General features: G+C 69.7%; 27 protein-coding genes and 1 tRNA gene. 14 read left to right on the forward strand and 14 right to left on the reverse strand.

What is annotated here, in order from left to right:
• Positions 1 to 251 precede the first annotated feature (251 nt).
• Positions 252 to 327, forward strand: a tRNA-Ala gene (locus WC493_RS13415).
• Between the two features lie 73 nt (positions 328 to 400).
• Here the strand turns inward: WC493_RS13415 and WC493_RS13420 are convergent.
• The gene (locus tag WC493_RS13420) at positions 401 to 1,096 is read right to left on the reverse strand and encodes a thermonuclease family protein (RefSeq protein ID WP_373066035.1); all 696 of its coding nucleotides are present in this window, start codon (positions 1,094 to 1,096) and stop codon (positions 401 to 403) included.
• Positions 1,097 to 1,234: 138 nt separating this feature from the next.
• On the opposite strand from WC493_RS13420, the gene WC493_RS13425 reads away from it, so the two are divergent.
• On the forward strand, positions 1,235 to 1,846 hold the full coding sequence (locus tag WC493_RS13425; RefSeq protein ID WP_373066036.1) for a chloramphenicol acetyltransferase: 612 nt from the start codon (positions 1,235 to 1,237) through the stop codon (positions 1,844 to 1,846).
• A 4-nt stretch (positions 1,847 to 1,850) separates the two neighbouring features.
• On the opposite strand, the gene WC493_RS13430 is transcribed toward WC493_RS13425, so the two are convergent.
• Both WC493_RS13430 and WC493_RS13435 read right to left on the reverse strand, forming a co-directional pair.
• Complete coding sequence (locus WC493_RS13430) at positions 1,851 to 2,276, reverse strand: hypothetical protein (protein WP_373066037.1); 426 nt, start codon at positions 2,274 to 2,276, stop codon at positions 1,851 to 1,853.
• A gap of 154 nt (positions 2,277 to 2,430) precedes the next feature.
• Positions 2,431 to 3,885, reverse strand: a complete 1,455-nt coding sequence (locus WC493_RS13435; RefSeq protein WP_373066038.1) for a PLP-dependent aminotransferase family protein — start codon at positions 3,883 to 3,885, stop codon at positions 2,431 to 2,433.
• Between the two features lie 72 nt (positions 3,886 to 3,957).
• Here WC493_RS13435 and WC493_RS13440 point away from each other — a divergent pair, with 72 nt between their 5' ends.
• The 4 genes from WC493_RS13440 (at position 3,958) to WC493_RS13455 (ending at position 6,895) form a co-directional block, all read left to right on the forward strand.
• Positions 3,958 to 4,218: a DUF1127 domain-containing protein gene (locus WC493_RS13440; protein ID WP_373066039.1), complete on the forward strand. Its 261-nt coding sequence runs from the start codon at positions 3,958 to 3,960 to the stop codon at positions 4,216 to 4,218.
• Positions 4,219 to 4,223: 5 nt separating this feature from the next.
• Entirely contained in the window at positions 4,224 to 5,027 is an 804-nt protein-coding gene (locus WC493_RS13445; protein WP_373066040.1) for a PhzF family phenazine biosynthesis protein, read from the forward strand.
• 100 nt (positions 5,028 to 5,127) lie between these two features.
• A complete protein-coding gene (locus WC493_RS13450; RefSeq protein ID WP_373066041.1) occupies positions 5,128 to 5,901 on the forward strand; it encodes an enoyl-CoA hydratase-related protein in 774 nt (257 codons plus the stop codon).
• A 10-nt stretch (positions 5,902 to 5,911) separates the two neighbouring features.
• On the forward strand, positions 5,912 to 6,895 hold the full coding sequence (locus tag WC493_RS13455) for an NAD(P)H-dependent flavin oxidoreductase (protein ID WP_373066042.1): 984 nt from the start codon (positions 5,912 to 5,914) through the stop codon (positions 6,893 to 6,895).
• Here WC493_RS13455 and WC493_RS13460 read toward each other — a convergent pair whose 3' ends face one another.
• Complete coding sequence (locus tag WC493_RS13460; protein WP_373066043.1) at positions 6,896 to 7,675, reverse strand: methyltransferase domain-containing protein; 780 nt, start codon at positions 7,673 to 7,675, stop codon at positions 6,896 to 6,898.
• 43 nt (positions 7,676 to 7,718) lie between these two features.
• Here WC493_RS13460 and WC493_RS13465 point away from each other — a divergent pair, with 43 nt between their 5' ends.
• Positions 7,719 to 8,648: a diacylglycerol kinase family protein gene (locus tag WC493_RS13465; protein ID WP_373066044.1), complete on the forward strand. Its 930-nt coding sequence runs from the start codon at positions 7,719 to 7,721 to the stop codon at positions 8,646 to 8,648.
• Here WC493_RS13465 and WC493_RS13470 read toward each other — a convergent pair.
• The gene (locus tag WC493_RS13470) at positions 8,611 to 10,320 is read right to left on the reverse strand and encodes a histidine kinase dimerization/phosphoacceptor domain -containing protein (protein ID WP_373066045.1); all 1,710 of its coding nucleotides are present in this window, start codon (positions 10,318 to 10,320) and stop codon (positions 8,611 to 8,613) included. The two genes, WC493_RS13465 and WC493_RS13470, sit on opposite strands and share 38 nt — an antisense overlap.
• A gap of 5 nt (positions 10,321 to 10,325) precedes the next feature.
• On the reverse strand, positions 10,326 to 11,087 hold the full coding sequence (locus tag WC493_RS13475) for a response regulator (RefSeq protein ID WP_373066046.1): 762 nt from the start codon (positions 11,085 to 11,087) through the stop codon (positions 10,326 to 10,328).
• A 124-nt stretch (positions 11,088 to 11,211) separates the two neighbouring features.
• Between WC493_RS13475 and WC493_RS13480 the strand changes: the two genes are divergently transcribed.
• Positions 11,212 to 11,421, forward strand: coding sequence for a NepR family anti-sigma factor (locus tag WC493_RS13480; RefSeq protein WP_373066047.1), 210 nt, complete (start codon positions 11,212 to 11,214; stop codon positions 11,419 to 11,421).
• Positions 11,418 to 12,029, forward strand: a complete 612-nt coding sequence (locus tag WC493_RS13485; RefSeq protein ID WP_373066048.1) for a sigma-70 family RNA polymerase sigma factor — start codon at positions 11,418 to 11,420, stop codon at positions 12,027 to 12,029. The genes WC493_RS13480 and WC493_RS13485 overlap by 4 nt, the downstream gene beginning before the upstream one ends.
• A gap of 4 nt (positions 12,030 to 12,033) precedes the next feature.
• On the opposite strand, the gene WC493_RS13490 is transcribed toward WC493_RS13485, so the two are convergent.
• Complete coding sequence (locus tag WC493_RS13490; RefSeq protein WP_373066049.1) at positions 12,034 to 12,336, reverse strand: 4a-hydroxytetrahydrobiopterin dehydratase; 303 nt, start codon at positions 12,334 to 12,336, stop codon at positions 12,034 to 12,036.
• A gap of 84 nt (positions 12,337 to 12,420) precedes the next feature.
• On the opposite strand from WC493_RS13490, the gene WC493_RS13495 reads away from it, so the two are divergent.
• Positions 12,421 to 12,822, forward strand: coding sequence for a metallopeptidase family protein (locus WC493_RS13495; protein ID WP_373066050.1), 402 nt, complete (start codon positions 12,421 to 12,423; stop codon positions 12,820 to 12,822).
• 4 nt (positions 12,823 to 12,826) lie between these two features.
• Here the strand turns inward: WC493_RS13495 and WC493_RS13500 are convergent, their stop codons facing one another.
• The 6 genes from WC493_RS13500 to WC493_RS13525 are packed head-to-tail and all read right to left on the reverse strand — an operon-like array spanning position 12,827 to position 17,114.
• The gene (locus WC493_RS13500; RefSeq protein ID WP_373066051.1) at positions 12,827 to 13,723 is read right to left on the reverse strand and encodes an NAD(P)-dependent oxidoreductase; all 897 of its coding nucleotides are present in this window, start codon (positions 13,721 to 13,723) and stop codon (positions 12,827 to 12,829) included.
• Positions 13,720 to 14,139, reverse strand: coding sequence for a VOC family protein (locus WC493_RS13505; protein ID WP_373066052.1), 420 nt, complete (start codon positions 14,137 to 14,139; stop codon positions 13,720 to 13,722). Before WC493_RS13505 ends, WC493_RS13500 begins: the two co-directional genes overlap by 4 nt.
• Positions 14,136 to 14,846 carry a Sir2 family NAD+-dependent deacetylase gene (cobB, locus tag WC493_RS13510; protein WP_373066053.1) on the reverse strand — a complete coding sequence of 237 codons (711 nt, stop codon included), beginning with the start codon at positions 14,844 to 14,846 and terminating at the stop codon, positions 14,136 to 14,138. The genes WC493_RS13505 and cobB overlap by 4 nt, the downstream gene beginning before the upstream one ends.
• Position 14,847: 1 nt before the next feature.
• Positions 14,848 to 15,396: an RNA 2',3'-cyclic phosphodiesterase gene (gene thpR / locus WC493_RS13515; protein ID WP_373066054.1), complete on the reverse strand. Its 549-nt coding sequence runs from the start codon at positions 15,394 to 15,396 to the stop codon at positions 14,848 to 14,850.
• Positions 15,397 to 15,405: 9 nt separating this feature from the next.
• Entirely contained in the window at positions 15,406 to 16,446 is a 1,041-nt protein-coding gene (locus WC493_RS13520; RefSeq protein WP_373066055.1) for an NADP(H)-dependent aldo-keto reductase, read from the reverse strand.
• Complete coding sequence (locus tag WC493_RS13525; protein WP_373066056.1) at positions 16,443 to 17,114, reverse strand: arylesterase; 672 nt, start codon at positions 17,112 to 17,114, stop codon at positions 16,443 to 16,445. The genes WC493_RS13520 and WC493_RS13525 overlap by 4 nt, the downstream gene beginning before the upstream one ends.
• 15 nt (positions 17,115 to 17,129) lie before the next feature.
• Here WC493_RS13525 and WC493_RS13530 point away from each other — a divergent pair, with 15 nt between their 5' ends.
• The 4 genes from WC493_RS13530 to WC493_RS13545 all read left to right on the forward strand — a co-directional run bounded on the left by WC493_RS13530 (position 17,130) and on the right by WC493_RS13545 (position 22,725).
• Positions 17,130 to 17,813, forward strand: a complete 684-nt coding sequence (locus tag WC493_RS13530; protein ID WP_373066057.1) for an ABC transporter ATP-binding protein — start codon at positions 17,130 to 17,132, stop codon at positions 17,811 to 17,813.
• Positions 17,810 to 20,341 carry an ABC transporter permease gene (locus WC493_RS13535; protein WP_373066058.1) on the forward strand — a complete coding sequence of 844 codons (2,532 nt, stop codon included), beginning with the start codon at positions 17,810 to 17,812 and terminating at the stop codon, positions 20,339 to 20,341. The genes WC493_RS13530 and WC493_RS13535 overlap by 4 nt, the downstream gene beginning before the upstream one ends.
• Before the next feature lie 57 nt (positions 20,342 to 20,398).
• Positions 20,399 to 21,151, forward strand: coding sequence for a Bax inhibitor-1/YccA family protein (locus WC493_RS13540; protein WP_373066059.1), 753 nt, complete (start codon positions 20,399 to 20,401; stop codon positions 21,149 to 21,151).
• A gap of 89 nt (positions 21,152 to 21,240) precedes the next feature.
• Positions 21,241 to 22,725 (forward strand): M81 family metallopeptidase, encoded by a 1,485-nt coding sequence (locus WC493_RS13545; RefSeq protein WP_373066060.1) that lies wholly within the window; start codon positions 21,241 to 21,243, stop codon positions 22,723 to 22,725.
• Here WC493_RS13545 and WC493_RS13550 read toward each other — a convergent pair.
• Positions 22,722 to 23,294, reverse strand: a complete 573-nt coding sequence (locus WC493_RS13550) for a gamma-glutamylcyclotransferase (protein WP_373066061.1) — start codon at positions 23,292 to 23,294, stop codon at positions 22,722 to 22,724. The two genes, WC493_RS13545 and WC493_RS13550, sit on opposite strands and share 4 nt — an antisense overlap.
• Positions 23,295 to 23,337 lie beyond the last annotated feature (43 nt).

Below are 23,337 nucleotides of genomic sequence, written 5' to 3' on the forward strand. Positions count from 1 at the left end.
CCGCTTACGACGCGAAAGCGTTTTCACATCAATAACTTATGGGATGTTTGGCAAGGGGGCATACTTCCGAGCCGAATGACACCCGGCATCTCGCGCCGATGGGCGCCTGAATTCCCCGCCGATTCCATTCGATCTGCGCGCGCTCCAGGCTGCGGCTCGATACGGCAATTCGAAATGTTCGAGGGCCCGCGAACCCGCTTGACAGCGTCATCGTGTTTGGACATTGTTCGCGCCTCGCAAGCGGCGGGCATGGGGCTGTAGCTCAGTTGGGAGAGCGCCTCGTTCGCAATGAGGAGGTCAGCGGTTCGATCCCGCTCAGCTCCACCATCGCCCGGCTTGCGGGTCTCTTCACATCGAAGTTGGTTTTGGTCGGACGGTCGCCTGGTCGATCTGGGCGGGCTCATTCATGGCCATTCGCCCGTCGCCAATCCCACGGCACCTGAAATTCGCCCTGCCACAGGCCGATCTTTTCGGCCCGGGCCGCATCTTCCTCGGCGGTGTAGCGCAGGGAGCCGTGCCGATAGGCCAATGCCCAGCCGTCCTGGACCATCGCGCTGCCGATGTCGGTCCCTTCGACACGGCAGAGGGCGACGATCCGGTCATACTGATCGCGTTCCACCGGCTCGCAGACAACCTGCCGGTAGTCGACGAGACCTGACAGGACGGAAGTCGCCTTGTCACCGCAGCGATAGGGAAGGCCGTCGAGATTCGTGCAGGTTTGGTCTGTCTCGGGCGCGTCGACACCCAAGAGGCGAACGCGGTTGCCGTCAAAATCCAGCGTATCGCCGTCGATCACCGCGGCACGGCCGGTGATGGTTCCGTCCGCAGCGGTCTCGGTGGGCCCGAACCGGCCCACCAATCCGTGCCAAATGCGGCCGTCGAGAAGCCCCTCCACGCCGCCGTATTGATTGAACTTCACGATGACGAGCAAGGCGACGGCGAATGCGAGGATGAGCATGCGGACGCGCCGGTACGGCCGCCAACGGCGCCGCCGGAAGCCCCGCGGCCCGTGGGCCGCGCTGGAGCGATTGTTCCGGGCGATCCGGTCGGCATCGCGGATGATGTCGAAGGCGCTCTCGCGGCGTGACTCTTTCATGCCCCGAGCTTCCGCCGCTTCGGTTAAGCCCGATTTAACCCGGCCGGACGTCGGCGCCGCGACTCCGTGCCGCGCCCGGTGTCACGGCATTGTCACGCCCGCACGCTAGACGGGTCGCCGTCTTTCGGGGGGGCGGCAATGGCGGAATTGGGCGACGAGCCGGTGATTCACGAGGGCGCGCGGGTGGTCGAGTCGACCCTCGGCCGCTATGTCGAGATCGGGGCGCGCAGCCTGATCCAGGAATGCAGCTTCGGCGACTACAGCTATACCGACGCCGATTCGAACATCGTCTATACGACCGTCGGCAAATTCTGCTCGATCGCGGCGATGACCCGGATCAACCCAGGCAATCACCCCACTTGGCGCGCCACCCAGCACCACTTCACCTATCGCGCCCGGAAATACGGGCTGGCGGAAGCGGACGAGGCCGAATTCTTCGACTGGCGGCGGCAGCACCACGTCACCATCGGCCATGACGTCTGGATCGGCCATGGCGCCATCATCCTTGCCGGCAACGATGTCGGCACCGGGGCGGTGGTGGCCGCCGGGGCGGTGGTGAGCAAGCCGGTCGCGCCCTATACCATCGTTGCCGGCGTGCCGGCGCGCCCGCTCAAGCGGCGCTTCGAGGCGGCCGTGGTGGAACGCCTGATGGCGCTCGCCTGGTGGGACTGGCCGCACGAGAGGCTGCGCGCGGCGCTGCCCGATTTCCGCGCCCTGCCGATCGAAGCTTTCGTCGAGAAATATGCCTGAATGGTCAGAGGTCCGGCGCGGTCGGCGAGAGATCGCCCGGCCGGGGATAGCGGCGCAGCGGCGAATAATCGACCTTCCAGACGTCGAGCTCGAAGAGCTGGCCCGCCTCGTCGAGGAACAGGGTGAAGGCGACCGGCACATCGTCCTCGTCCCGCGCCCACAGCGGCTCGGTCACCCGGCCGACGTCATGCACGCCGCCCTGGCGCCGGATGAAGCGCAGCGACCCCATGCCGCCGTCCGGCATTTCCTTGACCCGGGCGCGGGCCAGCGCCTCGGTCGAGACCAGGGCGCGGTCGAGGTCGAAGGCTTGGGCCAGGGTGGCGATCACCGCCTTTTCCTCGACCCGCAGGGGGCGCAAGGGGCGGTCGCGCAGCAGCGGCAGATAGGCGTCGCGCTCGATGTCGAAGGGGCGGTCGCGAACCGGGGTCATGTCCGCCTCCTGGCGCCGGCCACGCCGAGGGTGCCACGCGACGATACGCGTGTTCCCGAAAGGGCGAGGGTAGGACGGGGATGGACCATGGAACCGGGAACTCCGCTTCGACGATGGCGCGATTCTGCGCCGGTCCGCGGGGGCCGTCCTGGATCTAGATCAAAGCGGGTTCATCGGGACAGCAGCGCAGCGCTTCGGCCAGGCGCGACAGGCCCCGGGCCAGTTCGCCGTGGTCGGCGGCGGCGGACAGGCTGATCCGGATCGCTTCGGGCGGGAAGGCGCGGCCGACCTGGAAGGCCGCGGCCGGGGCGACATGGACGCCCAGCGCCCGGGCCGCCTCCACCACGTCGTCGGCGCGGCGGCCGTTCTCGATCTTCAGCCAGACATGGAAGGAACGGATCCGCCCCTCGCGCGGGCCGGGCAGTTCCAGCAGCCGCTCGGCGATCTCGTTGCGCGCCGCGATCTCGGTGATCTGCCAGCGGGTCAGGCGCTCGGCCGTGCCGTCGCCGATCCAGCGGGCGACGATCTCGGCCATCAGGGGCGGCGCCATCAGGGTGGTCGCCCGCATGGTCTCGGTCGCGGGATCGACCAGGCGCTTGGGCAGCGCCATATAGCCGACCCGGAGCCCCGGCATCAGCGCCTTGGAGACCGAGGTGACGAAGATCGTGTGCTCGGGCGCCAGCATGGCGAGGGGGGTATGGCCGGGGGCCAGGAAACCGTGCACGTCGTCCTCGACCATCAGGGCGTCGTGGCGCATGGCGACTTCGGCGATCTGCCGTCGTCGCTCCTCGCCCATCACCGCCGTGGTCGGATTCTGGATCGAGGGGGTCAGATAGACGAAGCGCCGCCCGCCGCCCCGGCAGGCCGCCTCCAGCGCGTCGGGCCGCATGCCTTCGGCATCCAGCGCCACCGGCTCCAGCACCAGGCCGAGGCGGCGGGCGAGGGAGGTCAGGCCCGGATAGGCCAGCGCCTCGGTCAGCAGCACGTCGCCCGGGCGGGCGACGGTCATCAGGGCGACGGTCTGGGCATTCTGGCAGCCGGCGGTGACCACCACCCGGTCGGGCGTGGTCTCGACACCGGAGCGGCGCATCCAGGCGGCCCCGGCGGCCCGGTGGGCGGGGGCGCCGGCCGGGAACTGATAGCCCATGACCGGGCCGAGGTCGGCCTGCGCCGCCAGATGGGCCAGTGTCGCCTGCAGGGCTTCGAGCTGCGGCCCCATGGCCGGGCGATTGACCGAGAGATTGATCATGCCGCCGACCGGGCGGTCGTGATCGATGCCGACCAAGCCGCCGCTGCCCGGCTTGGTGACGTCGGGCCCGCGCACGAAAGTGCCGCGGCCGACCGTGCCGTCGGTCAATCCGCGGCGCGCCGCCTCGGCATAGGCGCGGGTCACGGTGCCGATGGTGACGCCCAGCCGGATCGCCAGGTCGCGGTGGGTGGGCAGGCGCGTGCCGGGCGGCAAGATGCCGCCGGCCACCGCCGCCGCCAATGAATCCGCAATCGCCAGATAGAGCGGGCCGTCGTGCCCGGCCAGATTGGGTTTCCAGGCGTCGGCCCCGCGGGGCTTCGGCTGTGACGGACGGGCAACGGTGGCAGCGGTGATTGTCATAGTGACAATAATGCTGTTGTCCCGAGGTTCTTGTCAAGATATAGAGACAATGCCTGTTGTAAGGAGGCAGACATGACCGATTGCATGGAGACAAATTCCCCCGTCCTGTCCCCCGCCGCTGCTGCGGCCGAGACCGTCATGGTCGTGAAGGCCAACGGCCGCGCGACCGTGTGGGGACTTGTTGCAAAAGCCATGATGACTCTCCTCACTTGGCAGCGCCGCCTCGCCGAGCGCCACCATATTCGCGAGATGGACGACCGTATGCTGCGCGACATCGGCTTGTCCCGCGCCGACATCGAGGGCGAAGCGACCAAGCCGTTCTGGAGGCCGTGACCGCGATGACGACACTCGACATCTACGAGGTCGAGGCGTTCGGCGCCGGCTTGCCCTTCCGGGGCAATCCGGCCGCCGTCGTACCTCTCGACCGCTTCCTCGACGACGCCGTGCTGGCCAAGATCGCGGCGGCGAACAATCTGGCCGAAACCGCCTTCTTCGTGCCCGCGGAGAGTGCCGGGACCTATCGCCTGCGCTGGTTCACGCCCACGGTCGAGGTGCCGCTGTGCGGCCACGCCACCCTGGCCACCGCCTTTGTCATCATGACAATCCTGAATCCTGGGTGCCCGGCGGTGACATTCGAGTCGGCGTCCGGCCCTCTCGCGGTGACAAAGGACGGTGATGTCCTGGCGCTCGACTTCCCCAGCCGCCCGGCACAGCCCTGTGTGGCGCCGGCCGGGGTGGAAGCCGCGCTGGGGGCGGCGCCGGAGAGCTGGCGGAGTGCCGCCAATTTCCTGCTGGCGGTGTTCCCGCATGAGGCCGACGTCGCCGCCCTGGCGCCCGACTTCAAGGCACTGAAGGCGGCGACCGGCTGCGGCCTGATCGCGACGGCGCCGGCCGACTCGGCCGAGGGCGGCGATTTCGTCTCGCGCTTCTTCGCCCCCGCCGACGGCATCGACGAAGACCCGGTGACCGGCTCCGCACATTGCAGCCTGACCCCCTATTGGGCGCAGCGCCTGGGCAAGCGGCACCTCGAAGCGCGCCAGATCTCGGCCCGCGGCGGCTTCCTGACGCTCGACGAGCGGGGCAGCCGCACCGGGATCGCGGGGCGCTGTCGCCTCTATCTCGAAGGCCGCATCCACATCTGACGTCGCGTCCAGGCCCGCCTCGGCGAATGGCTTGTGACCTGCGCGCCGACCATGCATCCTCCCGTCCAGACCTCAAGAAAAATCGGGGCGGGAGGAGAGCATGGGCGAATTTTCGACCGTCGAACGCGACGGCCACCTGACCGTCGTCACGATCAACCGGCCGGAGGTGATGAACGCCCTCCACCCGCCGGCCAATTTCGAACTGGCCGCGATCTTCGACGATTTCGCCGCCGACCCAGAACAATGGGTCGCCATCGTCACCGGGGCGGGCGAACGCGCCTTTTCGACCGGTAACGACCTCGTCTTCCAGGCCAAGGGCGGCGCCATCGAAATCCCGCCCTCCGGCTTCGGCGGGCTGACCAACCGCTTCGACCAGGCGAAACCGGTGATCGCCGCCGTGAACGGCTTCGCCATGGGCGGCGGCTTCGAGGTGGCGCTCGCCTGCGATTTGATCGTCGCCGCTGAAAACGCTGTCTTCGCCCTGCCGGAACCGCGCGTCGGCCTCGCCGCCCTGGCCGGCGGCATGCACCGACTGCCGCGCCAGATCGGCCTGAAGCAGGCCATGGGCATGCTGCTGACCGGGCGCCGCGTGAGTGCCGCCGAGGGCAAGGAACTCGGCTTCGTGAACGAGGTCGTTCCCGTGGGCGAGGCCCTGGCGGGGGCGCGGCGCTGGGCCGAGATGATCCTCGAATGCGCGCCGAGCTCGATCCGCGCGACCAAGCAATGCGCCATGCAGGGGCTGGAGAAGAGCGGGCTCGAAGCCGCCATGCTGGGCAATTACCCGGCGGTCGGCCGCCTCTTCATGTCGAAGAATTTCCGCGAAGGTCCCCGCGCCTTCGCCGAGAAGCGCAAGCCCGAGTGGGTCGGCGAGTGAGGAGAGAGCCATGACCCTGCACACCCCGATCTGCGATCTTCTGGGCATCGAACACCCGGTGTTGCTGGCCGGCATGGGCGGCGTCGCCTTCGCCGAAGTCTGCGCAGCGGTTTCCGAGGCCGGCGGCTACGGCTGCCTCGGCATGGCGGCGCTGCCGCCGGAGCGGATCCGCGAGGAGATGCGGAAGGTCCGCGCACTCACGTCGAAGCCCTTCGCCGTCGACCTGCTGACCGCCCTGCCCGAGACCCTGGTCAATGCCGTCGACATCATCATCGAGGAAGGGGCGAGCGCCTTCGTCGCCGGTCTCGGCGTGCCGGCACCGATCATGCGCAAGCTCAAGGATGCCGGGCTCAAGGTGATGGCGGTCTGCGGCTCGGTCCATCATGGCCTGAAGGCGGAGGCGGCGGGCTGCGACGCCGTGATCGCGCAGGGGACGGAGGGCGGCGGCCACACCGGGCGGATCGCCGGCATGGCCCTGATCCCCCAGATGGTCGACGCGCTGAAGATCCCGGTCGTGGCGGCCGGCTCGATCGTCGACGGTCGCGGCCTCGCGGCTGCGCTTGCCTTCGGCGCGGTCGGTGCCTGGATGGGGACGCGCTTCATCGCCTCGAACGAGGCCAATGCGGCCGAGGGCTACAAGGCGGCGGTGCTGCGCGCCCGGGACGAGGACACGGTGATCACCCGCTGCTTCACCGGCAAGACGCTGCGCGCGATCAAGAACAGCTATACGGCCGAATGGGAAGGCAAGCAGGACCAGATCCAGCCCTTCCCGATGCAGGCCATGATCTCGGCCCAGGCCGGCGCCAATCTGACCCTGATGGGCGTGACCGACGGGATCGACGCGGACCGCGCCTGCCTGGCCGCCGGCCAGGGCTCGGGCGGCATCCACGAGATCCTGCCGGCGGGCGAGATCGTGCGCCGCACGGTGGCCGAGGCGGAAGCGGTGATCGCCCGCCTGCCCGGCCTGGTCAACCGCCGCGCCGCCGCCGAATAGTCACTTCTCGGCGACGAAGAAGACCCGGCGGAAGGGGAACAGCACCCGCCCGTCGGGCCTGGCGGGATAGGCCATCTCGAGCCTTTCCCGGTATGCGGCCAGGAAGGCCGCGGCGGCCGCCTCGTCGAGCGCGTCGAGATAGGGCCGCATGGCGGTGCCCTTGGTCCATTCCAGCACCGGGTGGCTGTCCGGTGCCGGGGCCAGGACATGGACATAGGCGGTGGTCCAGGCATCGACGGCCCGCGCTCCCGCATCGAACATCAGGCCGGCATAATCCGCAGCGTCGTCGACCGCCCGGATGCTGGAGACGCCCGCCAGCAGGGGCGCGAAATCGGGCAGGGCGACCACCTCGGCCAGCAGGCGGTGCGAGGGGGCGGCATGGTTCTGCGGCATCTGCACGGCCAGCACGCCACCTTCGGGCAGGCCCGCCACGATGTCGCGCAGGATGCGGCGATGGTCGGCCAGCCAATGGAAGGCGGCATTGGAGACGACGAGGTCGAAGCCCGCGGCCAGGGCCGGATCGGCGATGTCGCCCAGCACGAATCGGGCGTCGGGCAGCGCCCTTTCCGCCGCCTTCAGCATGGCGGACGACGAATCGATGCCGGTCAGCCGGAGGTCCGGGAAACGGTCGCGCAGCAGGCCGGTGACCTGGCCGCCGCCGCAGCCGAGGTCGACCGCGGCGGAAAAGCGCCTGTCGGGGATGCGGGCGACGAGGTCTGCCGCGGGCCTCAGACGGGGACCGGCGAATTTGGCGTATTGGCTCGGATCCCAGCTTGCCATGGCGCGCTCCCTTGCCGAGGATTCATGTCAACCAGGTTAAGGAATGCTGATGCGGATCGCGGTCGTCTTGAACGAAAAGGCCGGCACGCTGGCGGACAGCGACCTGGGTGCGGTTTCGACCGGGATCCGGACCGCCTTCGCCCATGCCGGCCACACGGTGACGGTGAGCGCGGTGAAGCCGGACGCCATGGTTCATGCCATCCGCCGGGCCCTGGTGGCAAGGCCCGATGCGCTGGTCGTCGGCGGCGGCGACGGCAGCCTGAACACCGCCCTCAACCTGATCGGCGACGCCCCGGTGGCGCTCGGCGTGCTGCCCCTCGGCACGATGAACCTGACCGCGCGCGACGCCGGCCTGCCGCTCGACCCGGTCGATGCCGCCAAGGCGATGGCGCGTGGCTCGATCGAATGGATCGATGTCGCGGCGATGGGCGAGCGCCGTTTCCTCCATGCCGTGGCATTGGGCTTCTATCCCTGGATGGTGCTGGACCGCGAGCGGGCGCGGCGCCGCCGGGGCCTCGCCAAATGGCCGGCCATGCTGCGCGCCGGCTTCCGCGCCTTGTTCCGCCGGCACGAGCTGGAAGTGGATGTCGTGCTCGACACCGACACGGGCGAGGTGGTGCGGATCCGCACCCCCCTGCTGCTGGTCGCCAACAACCGCTTCGTCGAGGGCGAGGGGCCGGTGCCCAGCCGGGCCAGCCTGGCCGACGGCGAACTCGCCGTCTATGTCGCGGTGGCGGAAGGGCCTTTCGCCCTGCTCCGCCTCGCCGCGGCGGTGGCGGCCGGACGCTGGGAAAGTGCTCCGGACATCCGCTTCGCCGCCTGCCGGGCGCTTCGGGTCCGCTCGCACCGGCGCCGGCTCCGGGTCGCGATCGACGGCGAACTCGATTACGTCGTGCCGCCGATCGAATTCCGCCTGCTGGGCGGGCGCCTCGCCTTCATCCTGCCGCCGCCAGGGGCGGGGCGGGGAAGCTGATCGTCCAGCGCGTGCCGCGGCCGGGCGCCGAATCGAGGCGGGACTCGCCGCCCAGCTGCTTCACCAGGCCGGGCACCAGGGCGAGGCCGAGGCCCGAAGTCGCTTCGGCCTCGAAGCCGATGCCGTCGTCGGCCAGCGTGATGGTCACCGTCTCGCCGTCGCGCGTTCCCGTCAGGCTGAGCCGGCCCGCCCGGCCGCCGGCGAAACCGTGGCCGACCGCATTGGTGATCAGCTCGGTCACCAGCAGGGCGAGCGGCGTCGCCCGGTCCTGGTCGACCGCCAGCGGCGGCAGCGCGATCTCGAGCGTCACGCGGTCGGCGGCGCCCTGGGCGGCCAGCAGGCTGGCGGCCAGTTCGGAGACGAGGGCGGTGGCATCGACCAGGCTGGTGGCATCGTCGAGATAGAGGTGGCGCTGCACCAGGGCGAGGGCGCGTACCCGCATCTCGACTTCGGCGAGCGCGGTGCGCGCTTCCTCCCCCTTGGCGGCGCGAAGGCGCAGGCCGAGGGTCGAGAGCACGGTCTGCAGGTTGTTCTTCACCCGGTGGTGGATCTCGCGGATCAGCAGGTCCTTCTCGCCGATCGTGCGCTTCAACTCGGCCTCGCGCAGCGCCACGCGGCGCGCCATGGCGGTGAAGCCGGCGCCGAGCTCGCGCAGCTCGACCGGGGCGCCGGTCAGTTCCGCCCGGCGGTCCAGCCGGCCGGCGGCATAGTCGGCGGCGAGACCATGCAGGTTGCGCACCCAGCGCGTCACCAGCAGATGGCCGGCGACGAAGGCGGCCAGCAGGGCGGCGACCAGGGTGAGCCCCAGCAGGGCGAGGCGCGATTGCAGGTCGTATTCGATCCAGGTGAAGGTCGAGGCGACGGGCAGGCCGAACAGGACGTGCACGGCGCCGCCCTGGAGCACCACGGTCGAATAGGCGCGCTCGCGCCCGTCCAGGCTCTCGGCGCGGAATTCCAGGATCTCGTCGTCCACCACCTTGGTGACCAGATCGGGCTGGGGCAGGCCGCCGTCGCCCTCGACGCCGCCGGTGCGCCGGGTCAGCACGCCGCCGTGGCGGTCGAGGACATAGACCACGCCGTCGTCCGGCAGACCGGCGTCGCGCGCCACTTTCTCCAGCCGGTCCAGCTTGATATCGACCGCGATCACCCCGGTCAGCGTATCGTTGTCGCCCAGGATCGGCATGGCGGCGACCATGGTGGGATTGGCCCCGGCCGGCCCGGTCACCTGGTCGGAGAGGGAGAAATCGCGCGTCTGCACGGCGCTCTGGAACCAGTCCGCATCGGCCAGTTTGACCGGGCCTTTGCCGGCCTGCGAACGGTCGGTCGAACAGACCTGCAAGCCGTCCGGATCGATCAGCGAGAGCCTGCCGTATTCGGGATAGATGTCGAGGAAGGCGCCGAACAGGCGCGGGCAGCGGCCGCCCGGATCGGGCAGGCGGAGATCGGTGGCGAGGCCGACCAGCAGGCGCCAGGTATCGGCGAAGAAATCGCGCTCGTGGCTCGCCGCCAGGGCCGCGAACTGATGCACCTGGGTCTCGGCCCGGGCGGTCTGTTCGTCATAGGCCTGGATCGCGACCAGCACGCCGCCGCCCACCGGCGCCGCCAGGACCAGCAGCATGAGCGCGGTCAGCCGCGCCCTCAGCGGGTCGAGCAGGCGGAACACCCGGGCCATGCCGGTCAGCCCGGGCGGTGGAACAGCGCCTGTGCCACGGTGACCAGCAGGGTCTCGGGGTCGAAGGGCTTGGAGACGAGATAGGTCGGCTCCATGCGCTCGCCGGTCAGCAGGCGTTCGGGGAAGGCGGTGACGAAGATCACGGGGACGTCGAGCGACTTCAGGATCTCCTGAGCCGCCTCGATCCCGGTCGAGCCGTCGTCGAGCTGGATGTCGGCCAGCACCAGGCCGGGCTTGTGCTCGGCCGCCAGCGCCACCGCCTCGCTCTTCCGCGTCGCGATGCCGACCACCTCGTGGCCCGCCTCGCGCATGATTTCGGCGATGTGAAGCGCGATCACCGGCTCGTCCTCGATCACCAGGACGCGGGCGCCCGGCAGTTCGGCCAACTCGGCATGGGCCTCGTCGATCAGGGCGGTGGCCTGGTCGACCGTGACGCCCAGGATGGCGGCGATCTCGCCCCGGTTCATGCCTTCGAGGGCGGAGAGCAGCAGGGCGCGCCGCGGGCCCGCCGGCAGGGCGTGCAGGCGGGCGGCGAATCCGTCGCCCGCGGCCTCACCCTCGAACACCGCATCGGCCGTGGCGTGGACCAGGGCATAGAGCTGCGGCTTCAGGTCGCGCGTGGTGTCCAGCTTGGCCTTGCCGGCGGCCAGGGCCTGCAGGGCGCCGCGGATCAGCCCGTCGCCTGCCGGTTGCGAGCCGGTCAGGGCGCGGGCGTAACGGCGCAGGAAGGGCAGGTGGCGCGCGATCTCCTGCTTCCACTCGGTCATCGGTACTCTTCCCCTCGGGCTGGATCCGGGCGAACCGTGCCACAAAAGAACTTCGGAACCAATGTCGGGGCTTCCCCATTGGTTCCATGGCCGATAGGTTTGGGCGGCAGGTTCAGGATCCGACATGCCTGAAAAGAGCAAGAGCAGCAAAGCGAAGGGCGAGGCCAAGGCCAAGCCCGTTCCCGAAGGTTGGGTGGATGACCGCCTGCGCCGTCTTTACGACGACGTCGCGGCGGAACCCCTGCCGCAGGACCTTCTCGACCTCCTTGATTCGATCGATCTCGGCCAAAAACCGGACAATTCCGGGCGGGACGGGTCCGGGGGCGACAAGTGACCGACGCGCCGACCGCGGCACCCGCCGGCGCGGGCAAATTCGACATCAGGGCCGAAGTGATCGCGGTGATGCCCCACCTGCGCGCCTTCGCCCGTTTCCTGACCGGCAATCGCGAGCGGGCAGACGACCTCGTGCAGGATGCCGTGGTGCGCGCCCTGACCGCAGCGCATCAGTTCCAGCCCGGTACCAATTTCAAGGCCTGGATGTTCACCATCCTGCGCAACCTCTTCTACAACGAAGGGCGCAAGGCGCGGATGAAGACGGAACCTCTCGACGAGGTGACCGAGAACCAGCATTCCGCCGCCCCCTCGCAGGAGGCCGGGCTCGAGTTCGACGATTTCCGCCGCGCCTTCTGGCGCCTGACCGAGGAACAGCGCGAAGTGCTGATCCTGGTCGGCGCTTCCGGCGTCTCCTACGAGGAAGCGGCCGAGATCTGCAATTGCGCCGTCGGCACGATCAAGAGCCGGGTTTCGCGCGCCCGGGCGCAGCTCACCCGCATCCTGTCCGGCTCGGAACTCGGCTCTCGCCTCGCCGAATCGGGGCCGGTGCCGGCCGAGATGGCGGCCTTCCTGGCGCTCGGCGGCGCCCCCGGCGGCAAGCGGCGCTGACGCGTCAGATCCCGAAATCGGCGGCGAAGGAATCGATCCGGGCGGCCAGGCGGATGTCCAGTTCGGTCAGGCCGCCGGCGTCGTGGGTCGAGAGGAAGACGTCCACCGTCTTGTAGACGTTGAACCATTCGGGATGGTGGTCCATCTGTTCGGCGACCAGGGCGACCCGGGTCATGAAGGCGAAGGCCTGACTGAAATCGGCGAAGACGAGACGGCGCTCGATGCCGTCGCGTTCGTCCGACAGGCGCCATTTCGGCAGTTTTGCCAGCGCGGATTCGCGGCCCGCGGCGTCGAGTTTCTGGCGCATAGGCGGATCCTTCCCCGGTTCGTCCCTCGTTTCGGAGTCGTAGGAGACTGGACAGCGCGGCACAAGGCGCTAACGTCACCGCCGATGACTCACGCGAAATTCCTCGATCGGCTCATCGCCCCCAGCCTCGACGATGTCGAGGCACTGGCCGCGCAGGCGCTGGCGGAAATTCCCCATGCGCTGCGCGAGAAGGTGCGTGACGTCGTGATCCGGGTCGAGGAATTCCCGGACGACGACACGCTCGAACAGATGGGGCTGGACGATCCCTTCACCCTGACCGGGCTCTATCGCGGCGTGCCGCTGAAGGACAAGTCGGTCGCCGTTTCGGGCGCTTTGCCCGACATGATCTTCCTCTACCGCCGCCCGATCCTGGACGAATGGTGCGAGACCGGCGGCGCGCTCGGCGCCCTCGTCCGCGAAGTGCTGATCCACGAGATCGGCCACCACTTCGGCTTCTCCGACGACGATATGGACGCGCTCGATTGAGCGCTCAATAGCCCCGCGTCCGGTCGACCAGGCCGGTCAGGGGGCGGCCCGCCCGGAAGGCGGCGATATTGGCGGCGACGCAGGCGGCGGCGCTGAGGAGGCCGGTTTCGGCGGCGACATGGGGGGTGAGGGTCACCCCCGGGTGGCGCCAGAGGGCCGAGTCGGGGGCCAGGGGCTCGGACTCGAAGACGTCGAGCACGGCATGGCCGACCCTTCCCGAATCGAGCGCCGCGATCAGGTCCGGCACCACCAGGTGGCCGCCGCGGCCGAAGTTGATCACCGCGGCGCCCGGCCTCAGGCGGGCGAAGAAGCCGGCATCCATCAGGTGGCGCGTCTCCGCCGTGAGCGGCAGGAGGTTGACCACGATCCGGGCTTCGGCCAGCAGGCGGTCGAGCCCGGCGGCGCCGTCCGCGCGGTGCCAGCCGAGCACGGGAAAGCCGATCCCCTCCAGCATCGCGGCCGCGGCCTTGCCCATGGCGCCGAGGCCGAGGATGGCGACCGGGCAGTCGCGGGCCAGCGGCTGCGGGTGCTGGCGCCACAGGCCCGCCGCCTGCTGGGCACGGTAGCGCGGCAATTGTCGATGCAGGGCCAGGACATGGGCGGCGACCGCCTCGGCCATGGCGGTGGCGAGGCCGGGATCGACCAGGCGCGCGATCGGCACGCCGGCCGGCAGGGTCGGATCGGCCAGCAGGCCCTCGACGCCGGCCCAGAGCGACTGGATCAGGCGGAGCTTGGGCAGGCCGGCCAGGGCGCCGGGGAGCGGCCGTGTCACCACCGCGATCTCGACAGTCTCCGGTGCAGCCTCGCCCGCCAAGGCGACCGGCGCGCCGATCGCCGCGCGCAGGGCGTCGGCCCAGGCGGCGGTCCGTTCCGCCGGGTAGTGGCTGAACAGGGCGATCACGAGGCGAAGATCTCGCCGTCGTCCGCGAAGCCCTTGAATTCGAGGGCGTTACCCGATGGATCGCGGACGAAGAGCGTCGCCTGTTCGCCCGTCTGGCCGGCGAAGCGAAGTTTGGGGCGCAGGATCCAGTCGACTCCCTCGGCAGCTTCGAGGCGTTCGCGCAATTCGTGCCACTGCGCCATGGTCAGAACGACGCCGAAATGGGGGATCGGCACCGCGTGACCGTCGACGTCCCCGGCGATTTCGTGGGGGCGGGCCGGGCTCAGATGGGCGCTCAACTGGTGACCGTAGAGTTCGAAATCGACCCAGGTCTCCGCACTGCGCCCGAGGTGGCAGCCGAGCACGCCGGCATAGAAGCGTCGCGTCGCGTCGAGATCGCTCACCGGGAAGGCGAGATGAAAGGGGCGCATCGTCATCCCTCGCGTTTCAGCAATTCGTCGACGAAGCCGGGCACGACTTCCGACGCCGGGCCCAGGCGGCGCTCGGCGAAAAGGGAATGGCCGTGGGACGGTTCCAGGTTGAGTTCGACCGTATGGGCGCGGCGGCCGCGCCGGACCTCGGCCACGAAGCCGGCGGCGGGATAGACGGTGCCCGAGGTGCCGACCGAGACGAAAAGGTCGCAGTCCGCCAGCGCTTGGTAGATCCGCTCCATGTCGAGCGGCATTTCGCCGAACCAGACCACATGCGGGCGCAGGCCCCCGGCGCTGCCGCAGGCGTCGCAGATATCGCCGGTCGAAAGATCGCCCCGGTGCTCGCTCACGATACCGCAGGCATCGCAGCGGATGCGGTTCAGTTCGCCGTGCATGTGGATCAGGTTGCGGCTGCCGGCGCGCTCGTGCAAGTCGTCGACATTCTGCGTGACCAGCAGGATTTCGCCCGGGTGCTCGGCCTCCAGGCGGGCCAGCGCCGCATGGGCGGCGTTCGGTAGCGCCTCCAGCAACCCGCGGCGTCGCGCATTGTAGAATTCATGGACGAAATCGGGGTCGCGGGCGAAGCCTTCCGGCGTCGCCACGTCTTCGAGATCGTAGCGGGTCCAGATGCCGTCCTTGTCGCGGAAGGTGCCGAGGCCGGATTCGGCGGAAATCCCCGCACCCGTGAGGATCACGATGCGCCGGTAGGTCATGTCAGGCGGCCTCGTCCAGATCGAAACGTTCTTCCAGCGTATAGACCGAATGCTCGCCCCCGGTCACGCTGGAATAGAGGGCGAAATGATCGGCGTGCCAGGGCGGCGGGGCGAAGCCGGCGCTCCGCTCGATGAAGGCGCCGAGGCGGGCCTTGTCGGGATCCTTCAGCCGCGCCAGGGTGACATGGGGCGTGAAGCGCCGGTTTTCCACTTCGAGCCCGGGCACCCGGGCGAGCGCCGCCGAGACCCGGGCTTCGAGGTCGAGCAGAGCCGGTGTCGCCACCCCGGCGGCATAGAGCAGGCGCGGGCCGCGCCTGCCCTCGAAAGTGCCGATGCCGTGCAGGCTCGGGTCGAAGGCGGCGGCCCGGACGCCGTCCAGGGCGGAGACGATGTCGTCCGCCGTGCGTTCGTCGACCTCGCCGATGAATTTCAGCGTCAGGTGGAAATTCTGTACCGGCGTCCACTTCGCCCCCGGCACGCCGCCGCAGAGCAGCGCCAGGCTCTGGCGCAGCATCTCCGGCAGGGGCAGGGCGGCGAAGAGACGGACCATGTCACGGTCTTACGGGCAGGGGTTGGGGTCGGCGCGGTGGATCGCCTCGATGCCCTTCAGGACCTCGTCGGAGAGCGTCAGGTCGACCGAAGCGATGTCGGCCTTCAACTGCTCCATCGTGGTGGCGCCGATGATGTTGGCGCCGACGAAGGGCCGGCTGTTCACGAAGGCGAGCGCCATCTGCGCCGGGTCGAGCCCGTGGCTCCGCGCCAGGGTGACATAGGCGTCCGCGGCCGCCTGGGCGCCCGGCGTCGAATAGCGGACGAAGCGGGAATAGAGCGTCAGGCGGGCATTGGCGGGCCGGGCGCCGCCGAAATATTTGCCCGAGAGGAAGCCCATGGCGAGGGGCGAATAGGCCAGAAGCTCGACCTTCTCGCGATGCGCGATCTCGGCATGGCCGATCTCGAACAGGCGGTTGACGAGACTATAGGCGTTCTGGATCGAGACGATGGCGGGCAGCCCCAGCTTCTCCGCCGCCGCCAGGTAACGCATGACGCCCCAGGGGCTCTCGTTCGAGACACCGATGTAGCGGACCTTGCCCGCCTTCACGAGGCCGGCCAGGACCTCCAGCGTTTCCTCGATCGGGATGAGGTCGTCCTGTTCCGCCGGGCGGTATTCGGCGACACCGAAGAAATTGGTCAGGCGTTCCGGCCAATGGACCTGATAGAGGTCGACGTAATCGGTGCCGAGGCGGCGCAGGCTGCCTTCCAGGGCTTCCGTGATCTGGGCCTTGTTCAGCCGCGTGGTCGGCTTGCGGATGTGGATGCCGGGGCCGTCGCGGCCGGCCACCTTGGTCGCCAGGATCAGCTTGTCGCGGTTCTTCCGCGCCTTCAGCCAGGTCCCCATATAGGCTTCGGTGCGGCCCTGGGTCTCGGGCTTGGGCGGGACCGGATACATTTCGGCCGTATCCATGAAGTTGATGCCCTGGTCGACCGCATAGTCGAGCTGTTCGTGGGCTTCCGCTTCCGAGTTCTGCTCGCCCCAGGTCATGGTGCCGAGGCAGATCAGGCTGACGTCGAGATCGGTCTTTCCGAGCCGGCGGTACTTCATGCGGGATTCCTTTGCCTCAGGGCGGAAATCACGGCGGGCGTGATGCGGTCGACGATGCGGGCGACGCCGGCGCCGTTGGGATGCATGCCGTCCGCCTGGTTCAAGGCGGGATCGGCGGCGACGCCGTCGAGGAAGAAGGGATAGAACGCCACCCGGTGCTTTTCCGCAAGCCGGGGAAAGATCGCGTCGAAGGCGGCGACATAATCCGCCCCCATGTTGGGCGGCGCCTTCATGCCGGTCAGCAGGACGGCAATGCCCTGGGCTTCGATCCGGCTCAGAATCTGGTCGAGATTGGCTTCGGTCGAGGCGGGATCGATGCCGCGCAACGCATCATTGGCGCCCAGTTCGATGATGACGAGGTCCGGCTTGCCGGCGGGATCGCTCAAGGCCCAGTCGAGCCGCGCCAGGCCGCCGGCCGAAGTATCGCCCGAGACGCCGGCGTTCACCACCTTGGCGGCGATCCCCTGGGCGGCCAGCGCCTGTTCGAGCTGGACCGGAAAAGTCTCCGGCCCCGCGAGGCCATAGCCATGGGTCAGCGAATCGCCGAAGGCCAGGATCACGGGCCGATCCGCGGCGGCGGCGGCGGCGGGCAGGGCCAGGGCGAAAAGGGCGAGAAGGTTGAAAACCAGGGCCCGCAGGCCATATGACCGAAGGGTCGCTCTCCTCATTCCCGGTACCATCCCTTGGCCGCTCCCGAAATCCTGCCAGAAATCCTGGTCGAAGACCTGCGCCTCACGCTCGCCAGTGCGGCCGGGCCGGTCGACATCCTGCGCGGCATCTCGCTCGTCGTCGAGGCCGGCGAGACACTCGGCCTGGTCGGCCCGTCCGGCTCCGGCAAGTCGACCCTGCTCTCGGTCATGGCCGGGCTGGAACGGCCCACATCGGGCAGCGTCACCGTGGCCGGGCAGCGGCTCGACACGATGGACGAGGATGCCCTGGCGCGCTTTCGCCGTGACCATGTGGGGATCGTGTTCCAGTCTTTCCACCTGATCCCGACCATGACGGCGCTGGAAAACGTCGCCCTGCCGCTCGAACTCGCGGGCAAGCGCGATGCCGTGGGCGAGGCGCGGCGCCAGCTCGAGGCGGTCGGCCTGGGCCACCGGCTGGAGCATTACCCGGCCCAGCTCTCCGGCGGGGAGCAGCAGCGCGTGGCGCTCGCCCGTGCCGTGATCGCCACCCCGCGCCTCATCTTCGCCGACGAGCCGACGGGCAATCTCGACACCAGGACGGGCGAGGCGATCGTCGACCTCCTGTTCGATCCCGAACGCCGCCGCGGCGCCACCCTGGTGCTGGTCACCCATGACGAACATTTGGCGGCGCGCTGCGACCGCCGGATCCGCCTGGCCGACGGGCTGATCGCGGCATGACCGATCTCCGGCTCGCCTTGCGGCTGGCGCGGCGCGAACTCCGCGCCGGTGTGCGGGGCTTTCGCATCTTCCTCGCCTGCCTGGTGCTCGGCGTCGCCGCCATCGCCGGGATCGGCAGCCTGGGCCAGGCGATCGACCGCAGCCTGTCGGACAACGGCCGCGCCCTGCTCGGCGGCGATGTCGAGGCGCGGCTCGTCCAGCGGGAAGCGACGGCGGCGGAAATGGACGGGCTGAAGGCCCGGGCCGAAACCGTGTCGACCCTGCGCCAGATGCGCGCCATGGCCAGGCTCCAGGGCGGCGCCGAAGGGCGCACCCTGGTCGAGTTGAAGGCGGTCGACGGCGCCTATCCCCTCTATGGCACCCTGAAGCTCGAACCGGCGATGACGCCGGCCGAAGCCTTCGCGGTGAAGGACGGCATCGCGGGGGCCGCGGTCGAGGAGACATTGCTCGCCCGGATCGGCGCCCATGTCGGCGACCTTCTGGCGATCGGCGATACCAGGGTGCAGATCCGCGCCGTGATCCTGGACGAGCCGGACAAGGGGGCGGAAGCCTTCGCCCTCGGCCCCCGCGTCATGGTCGCCTTGGACGTGCTGCCGGCGACCGGCCTCCTGCAGCCGGGCAGCCTGGTCAATACCGCCTATCACCTGCGCCTGGCGCCGGAGGCGGCCCCCCAGGCGGTGACCAAGGCCCTGGAAGCGGGCTTCCCGGATGCCGGCTGGCGCCTGCGCACCAGGGACAATGCCGCCCCCGGGATCGCCCAATTCGTCGATCGTCTCGGCCAGTTCCTGGCCCTGGTGGGCCTGAGCGCGCTGGTCGTCGGCGGGGTCGGCGTCGGCAGTGCGGTGGGCGCCCATATGGCGACCAAGACGCGCACCATCGCCATCCTGAAATCGCTGGGTGCGCCGGCCGGCCTGGTCTTTTCGATCTATCTGCTCCAGGTCGCCATCCTGGCCCTCGCCGGCATCGTGATGGGGCTTGCTCTCGGCATCGCCGTGCCGGCCCTGCTCGCCGGGGCGATCGGCGATGCCGTGCCGGTGCCGGTCGCGCTCGGGATCTATCCGGCCCCGCTCGCCGTGGCGGCCGGCTTCGGGTTCCTGGTGGCGCTGCTCTTCGCGCTCTGGCCGCTGGCGCGAGCGCGGGAGATCCCGGCCGCCCATCTGTTCCGCGATCTGGTGGCACCCGATCGGGTCTGGCCCCGGAAGCGCTTCCTGGTGGCGACGGCCGTGCTGCTCGCCGCCCTGATCGGCCTGGCGCTCGCGGCCTCGGCCGATCTCGCCTTCGGCCTCTGGTTCATTCTCGGCACGCTCGCCGTCTTCGGGCTGCTGCGCGGTGTGGGCGCCCTGCTGGTCCGGCTGGCGGCGGCCTTGCCGAAGCCGGCACGGCCGGAACCCCGGCTGGCGCTCGCCAATTTGCACCGGCCGGGGGCGGCGACCGGGGCCGTGGTGCTCTCCCTCGGCCTCGGGCTCACGCTCATGGTCGCGGTCGCCCTGGTCCAGCGGAACCTGGAGGGGCAGGTCGGCGAACGGCTGCCGACGGCGGCCCCCTCCTTCTTCTTCGTCGACATCCAGCCGGACGAGGCGGCGGATTTCACCGCGCTGGTGCAGGGCACGCCGGGCACGGCCGACCTCCGCATGGTGCCCTCGATGCGCGGGCGGATCGTGAAGATCAAGGGGATCGACGCCGATTCCTACCCGGTGAAGCCGGACGGGCGCTGGGCGCTGCGCGGCGACCGCGGCATCACCTATGCGGCGACGCCGCCCGAAGGCGCCACCGTGGTGGCGGGCGCGTGGTGGCCGGCCGGCTACCGGGGGCCGCCGCTGCTCTCCTTCGATGCCGCCCTGGCCGAGGCGATGGGCATTTCGGTCGGCGACAAGATCACGGTCAACCTGCTCGGCCGTGACATTGAGGCGACGGTGGCCAATCTGCGCCGGATCGACTGGACCTCGCTCACCATCAATTTCGCCATGGTCTTCTCTCCCGGCATGCTGGAGGCGGCGCCCCATACCTTCCTGGCCACCGTGCGCGCCACGCCCGAAGCGGAGCCCGCGGTGTTCCGCGCCGTGACCGACCGTTTCGCCAATATCTCGGTCATTCGCATGAAGGAAGCGCTGGAGACGGTGGACGGTATGTTGCGCCGCCTGGGCGCCGCGGTGCAGGTGACCGCGGGAGTGACCCTGGCCGCCGGCCTCCTGGTGCTGGCCGGCGCGCTGGCGGCCGGGCACCGCCGCCGGCTCTATGACGCCGTCATCCTGAAGACGCTGGGGGCGACGCGGGCGCAGGTGCTGCGCGTCTTCGTGATGGAATATGCCGCCCTCGGCCTCGCCACCGCGCTGGTTGCCCTGGCGGCGGGCACGGCAGCGGCCTATGGTGTGGTCGGCGGCCTGATGCGGGCCGAGTTCAGCTTCGACCTGGCGACCGCCGGCCTCGCCGCGGGGGCGGGGATCCTGCTCACGGTCGGTCTCGGAATGGCCGGCTCGTGGCGGGCGCTGGCGGCCCGGCCGGCGCCGATTCTCCGCAGTCTCACTTGAAACGAATGACCGCCATGCCGATATAGTGACCACTCAGTATAAATTCAGAGGACGACAATGGCTGACAACTATCGCTACCCCAACGGCGCCCTGAGCGGCAGCCGCGCATCGGCGGTGAGCTTCGACGCCGGCCTGCGCGTCTATATGCAGCGTGTCTATCAGTTCATGATGCTGGCGACCGGCCTGTCCGGCGTCACCGCTTGGCTGGTGGCCAATACCGCGGTCCGCGATATTTTCTTCGCCTACAACCCGACCGCGATGGCCTGGGGCCCGACCGGTCTCGGCATCGTCGCCATGATTGCGCCGGTGGTGCTGGTCTTCGTCATGGGCTTCCGCATGCACAGCATGTCGGCCGCGGCGGCACAGGGCACCTTCTGGGTCTATGCCGGCCTGACCGGCCTCTCGCTCGCCTCGATCCTGCTGAACTTCACGGGCGAGAGCGTGGCGCGCGTGTTCTTCATCACCGCGATCTCCTTCGGCGGCATGAGCCTCTGGGGCTACACCACCAAGCGCAACCTCGACGGCGTCGGCTCCTTCCTGTTCATGGGCCTGATCGGTATCCTGGTCGCCTCGGTCGTGAACATCTTCCTGATGTCGAGCGCGATGCAGTGGGTGATCTCGGTGATCGGCGTCGTGGTCTTCGCCGGCCTGACCGCCTATGACACCCAGAAGATCAAGGAAATGTACGCGGCCGACGACGACGGCGAGGTGATGACCAAGAAGGCGGTGTTCGGCGCCCTGAGGCTCTACCTCGACTTCATCAACCTCTTCATCATGCTGATCCAGCTCTTCGGTCAGCGCGACCGGTAGGCGGCGACGCTTCCCTTCAGAACGCCCGGCGGCTCCAACCGCCGGGCGTTTTCGTTTAGGCTGACAGGCGGAACCAGGAGGAGGCAGGCATGAAGGTCGTGGTCGCCATGATGAAGCACGAGACCAATACCTTCTCGCCCCTGGTGACCGACCTCGCCCGCTTCGAGGCCTGGGGCCTGCATTTCGGCCCCGCCGCCGAACGCGCCTATGCCGGAACGGCGATGCCCATGGGCGCCTATATCCGCCTGTGCCGCGAGCGCGGGGCGGAGATCGTGACGCCGGTGGCGGCCGAGGCGATGCCGGGCGGCATCGTCACCCGCGAGGCTTACGAATGCCTCGCCTCCGCCATCGTCGCGGCGGTCGCCGCCGGCTGCGACGCCGTGCTGCTGGACCTCCACGGCGCCATGGTGGCCGAGCATGTCGCGGACGGCGAGGGCGAGCTGTTGCGCCGGCTCCGCGCGGTCGCGCCGCATGTGCCGATCGCGGTCACCTGCGACCTCCACTGCAATCTGACCGAGGCGATGGTCACCCATTGCGACGCCTTGATCGGCTACAAGACCTATCCCCATGTCGACATGGCGGAAGTGGGCGAGCAGGTCGCCCGCATCCTGTTCGATGCGATCGACGGCAAGGCCCGGCCGCGGATGGAATGGGCGCCCATTCCGGTGCTCGCCCAGACGCTCCGCATGGGCACGGACGACGCCCCGATGCGCGACCTGATCGCCGAAGCCCGCCGCCTCGAAGCCGAGGGGCTGCGCGCGGCGACCGTGTTCGGCGGCTTTCCCATGGCGGATGTGGCCCATGCCGGCATGGCCGCGGTGGTGATCGCGGACGGCGACGGAGACGCGGCCCGGGCCGCGGCCGAGCGCCTCGCCGACCTGGCGACCGGGCTTCGCGACGATTTCCTTTATGGCCACGAGGCGCTGGAGACGGCGCTCGAGCGGGCGGCGGCGCTGGGCGAGGCGGGCGGGCCGGTGATCCTGCTCGACCACGCGGACAATTGCGGCTCCGGCGGCACGCAGGACGTGATGGGCGTGATCGCCGCGGTGATCGACAAGGGGCTCCGCGATGTCGCGGTCGGCGCCGTCTATGATCCCGCCGCGGTGCAGGCGATGGCGGCGGCCGGCGTCGGCGCCACGGTGACGATTCCTCTCGGCGGGCGGATCGACATGCCGGCGCTCGGCCTTCCGGGCCGGCCGCTGGTGGTGACCGGGCGGGTCAAGGTGCTGACCGACGGCCGCTTCGTGGTGCGCGGGCCGATGTATACCGGCGTCACCGTCGAGATGGGACCGACCGCCGTGCTCTCGATCGACGACGGGCGGGTCGAGATCGTGATCACCTCGCATCATCACGAACCCTGGGACCGCGGCGTCTTCACCTCGGTCGGCATCGAGCCGGAGGCGAAACGCTATCTCCTGCTGAAATCGCGCATCCACTACCGCGCCGGTTTCGCCCCCCTGGCCAAGGCGACCATCACATTGGACGGCGAGGGGGTGACCACCTCGGACAACAGCAAGCTCGACTACCGCGAGATCCGCCGCCCGCTCTATCCCTTCGACCGGATCAACGGCTAACCGGCCAGATGGGCCACCGCATGGTCGCCCAGGGGGGCTTCGGGCCTCGCCTGCACGGCCTTGTGCAGGCGGTGCAGGGCGCCGTCGGCAAGGCCCAGGCGCTCGATCTCGCTCACCGTGGCGGCCAGATAGTCACGGCAGCGGCCGGCGATGCCCTGGGCGGCGGCGATCAGCTCGACCTGTTCGGCGAAGCCGAGGCCGCCGGCATATTGGCGGTGATCGGGATCGGCGACATAGGTGACCGCCATCACCTTGCCCTCGGGAAGGCGAATCGGCACCAGGCGTTCCTTGTAGACATGGGTCACCAGCTCGCGCTCGCGGAGATAGGCGAGGGTCGCCTCGCGTTCCGCCCGGGCGACCCGGAACAGCACGCCGCGGCAGGAACCGCCCCGGTCGAGGCCGAGCACCAGGCCGGGCCGTTCCGCCGTGCCCCGGTAATGTTCCGAATAGACGCAGAAGGCGCGGTGCCAGCCATAGACCGTGGCCGGCCGCGATTCGCGGAAGACGAAACCGGGCCGCCAGATCAGCGAGCCATAACCGAACACCCAGAGATCGTCCGCCAGCGCCATCCCTACCTCACATCCGAGCGGGGGAGCCTCCCCCTGCGGCCTG

It is taken from the genome of Zavarzinia sp. (genome assembly GCF_041650655.1).
Classification (GTDB): Bacteria; Pseudomonadota; Alphaproteobacteria; order Zavarziniales; family Zavarziniaceae; genus Zavarzinia.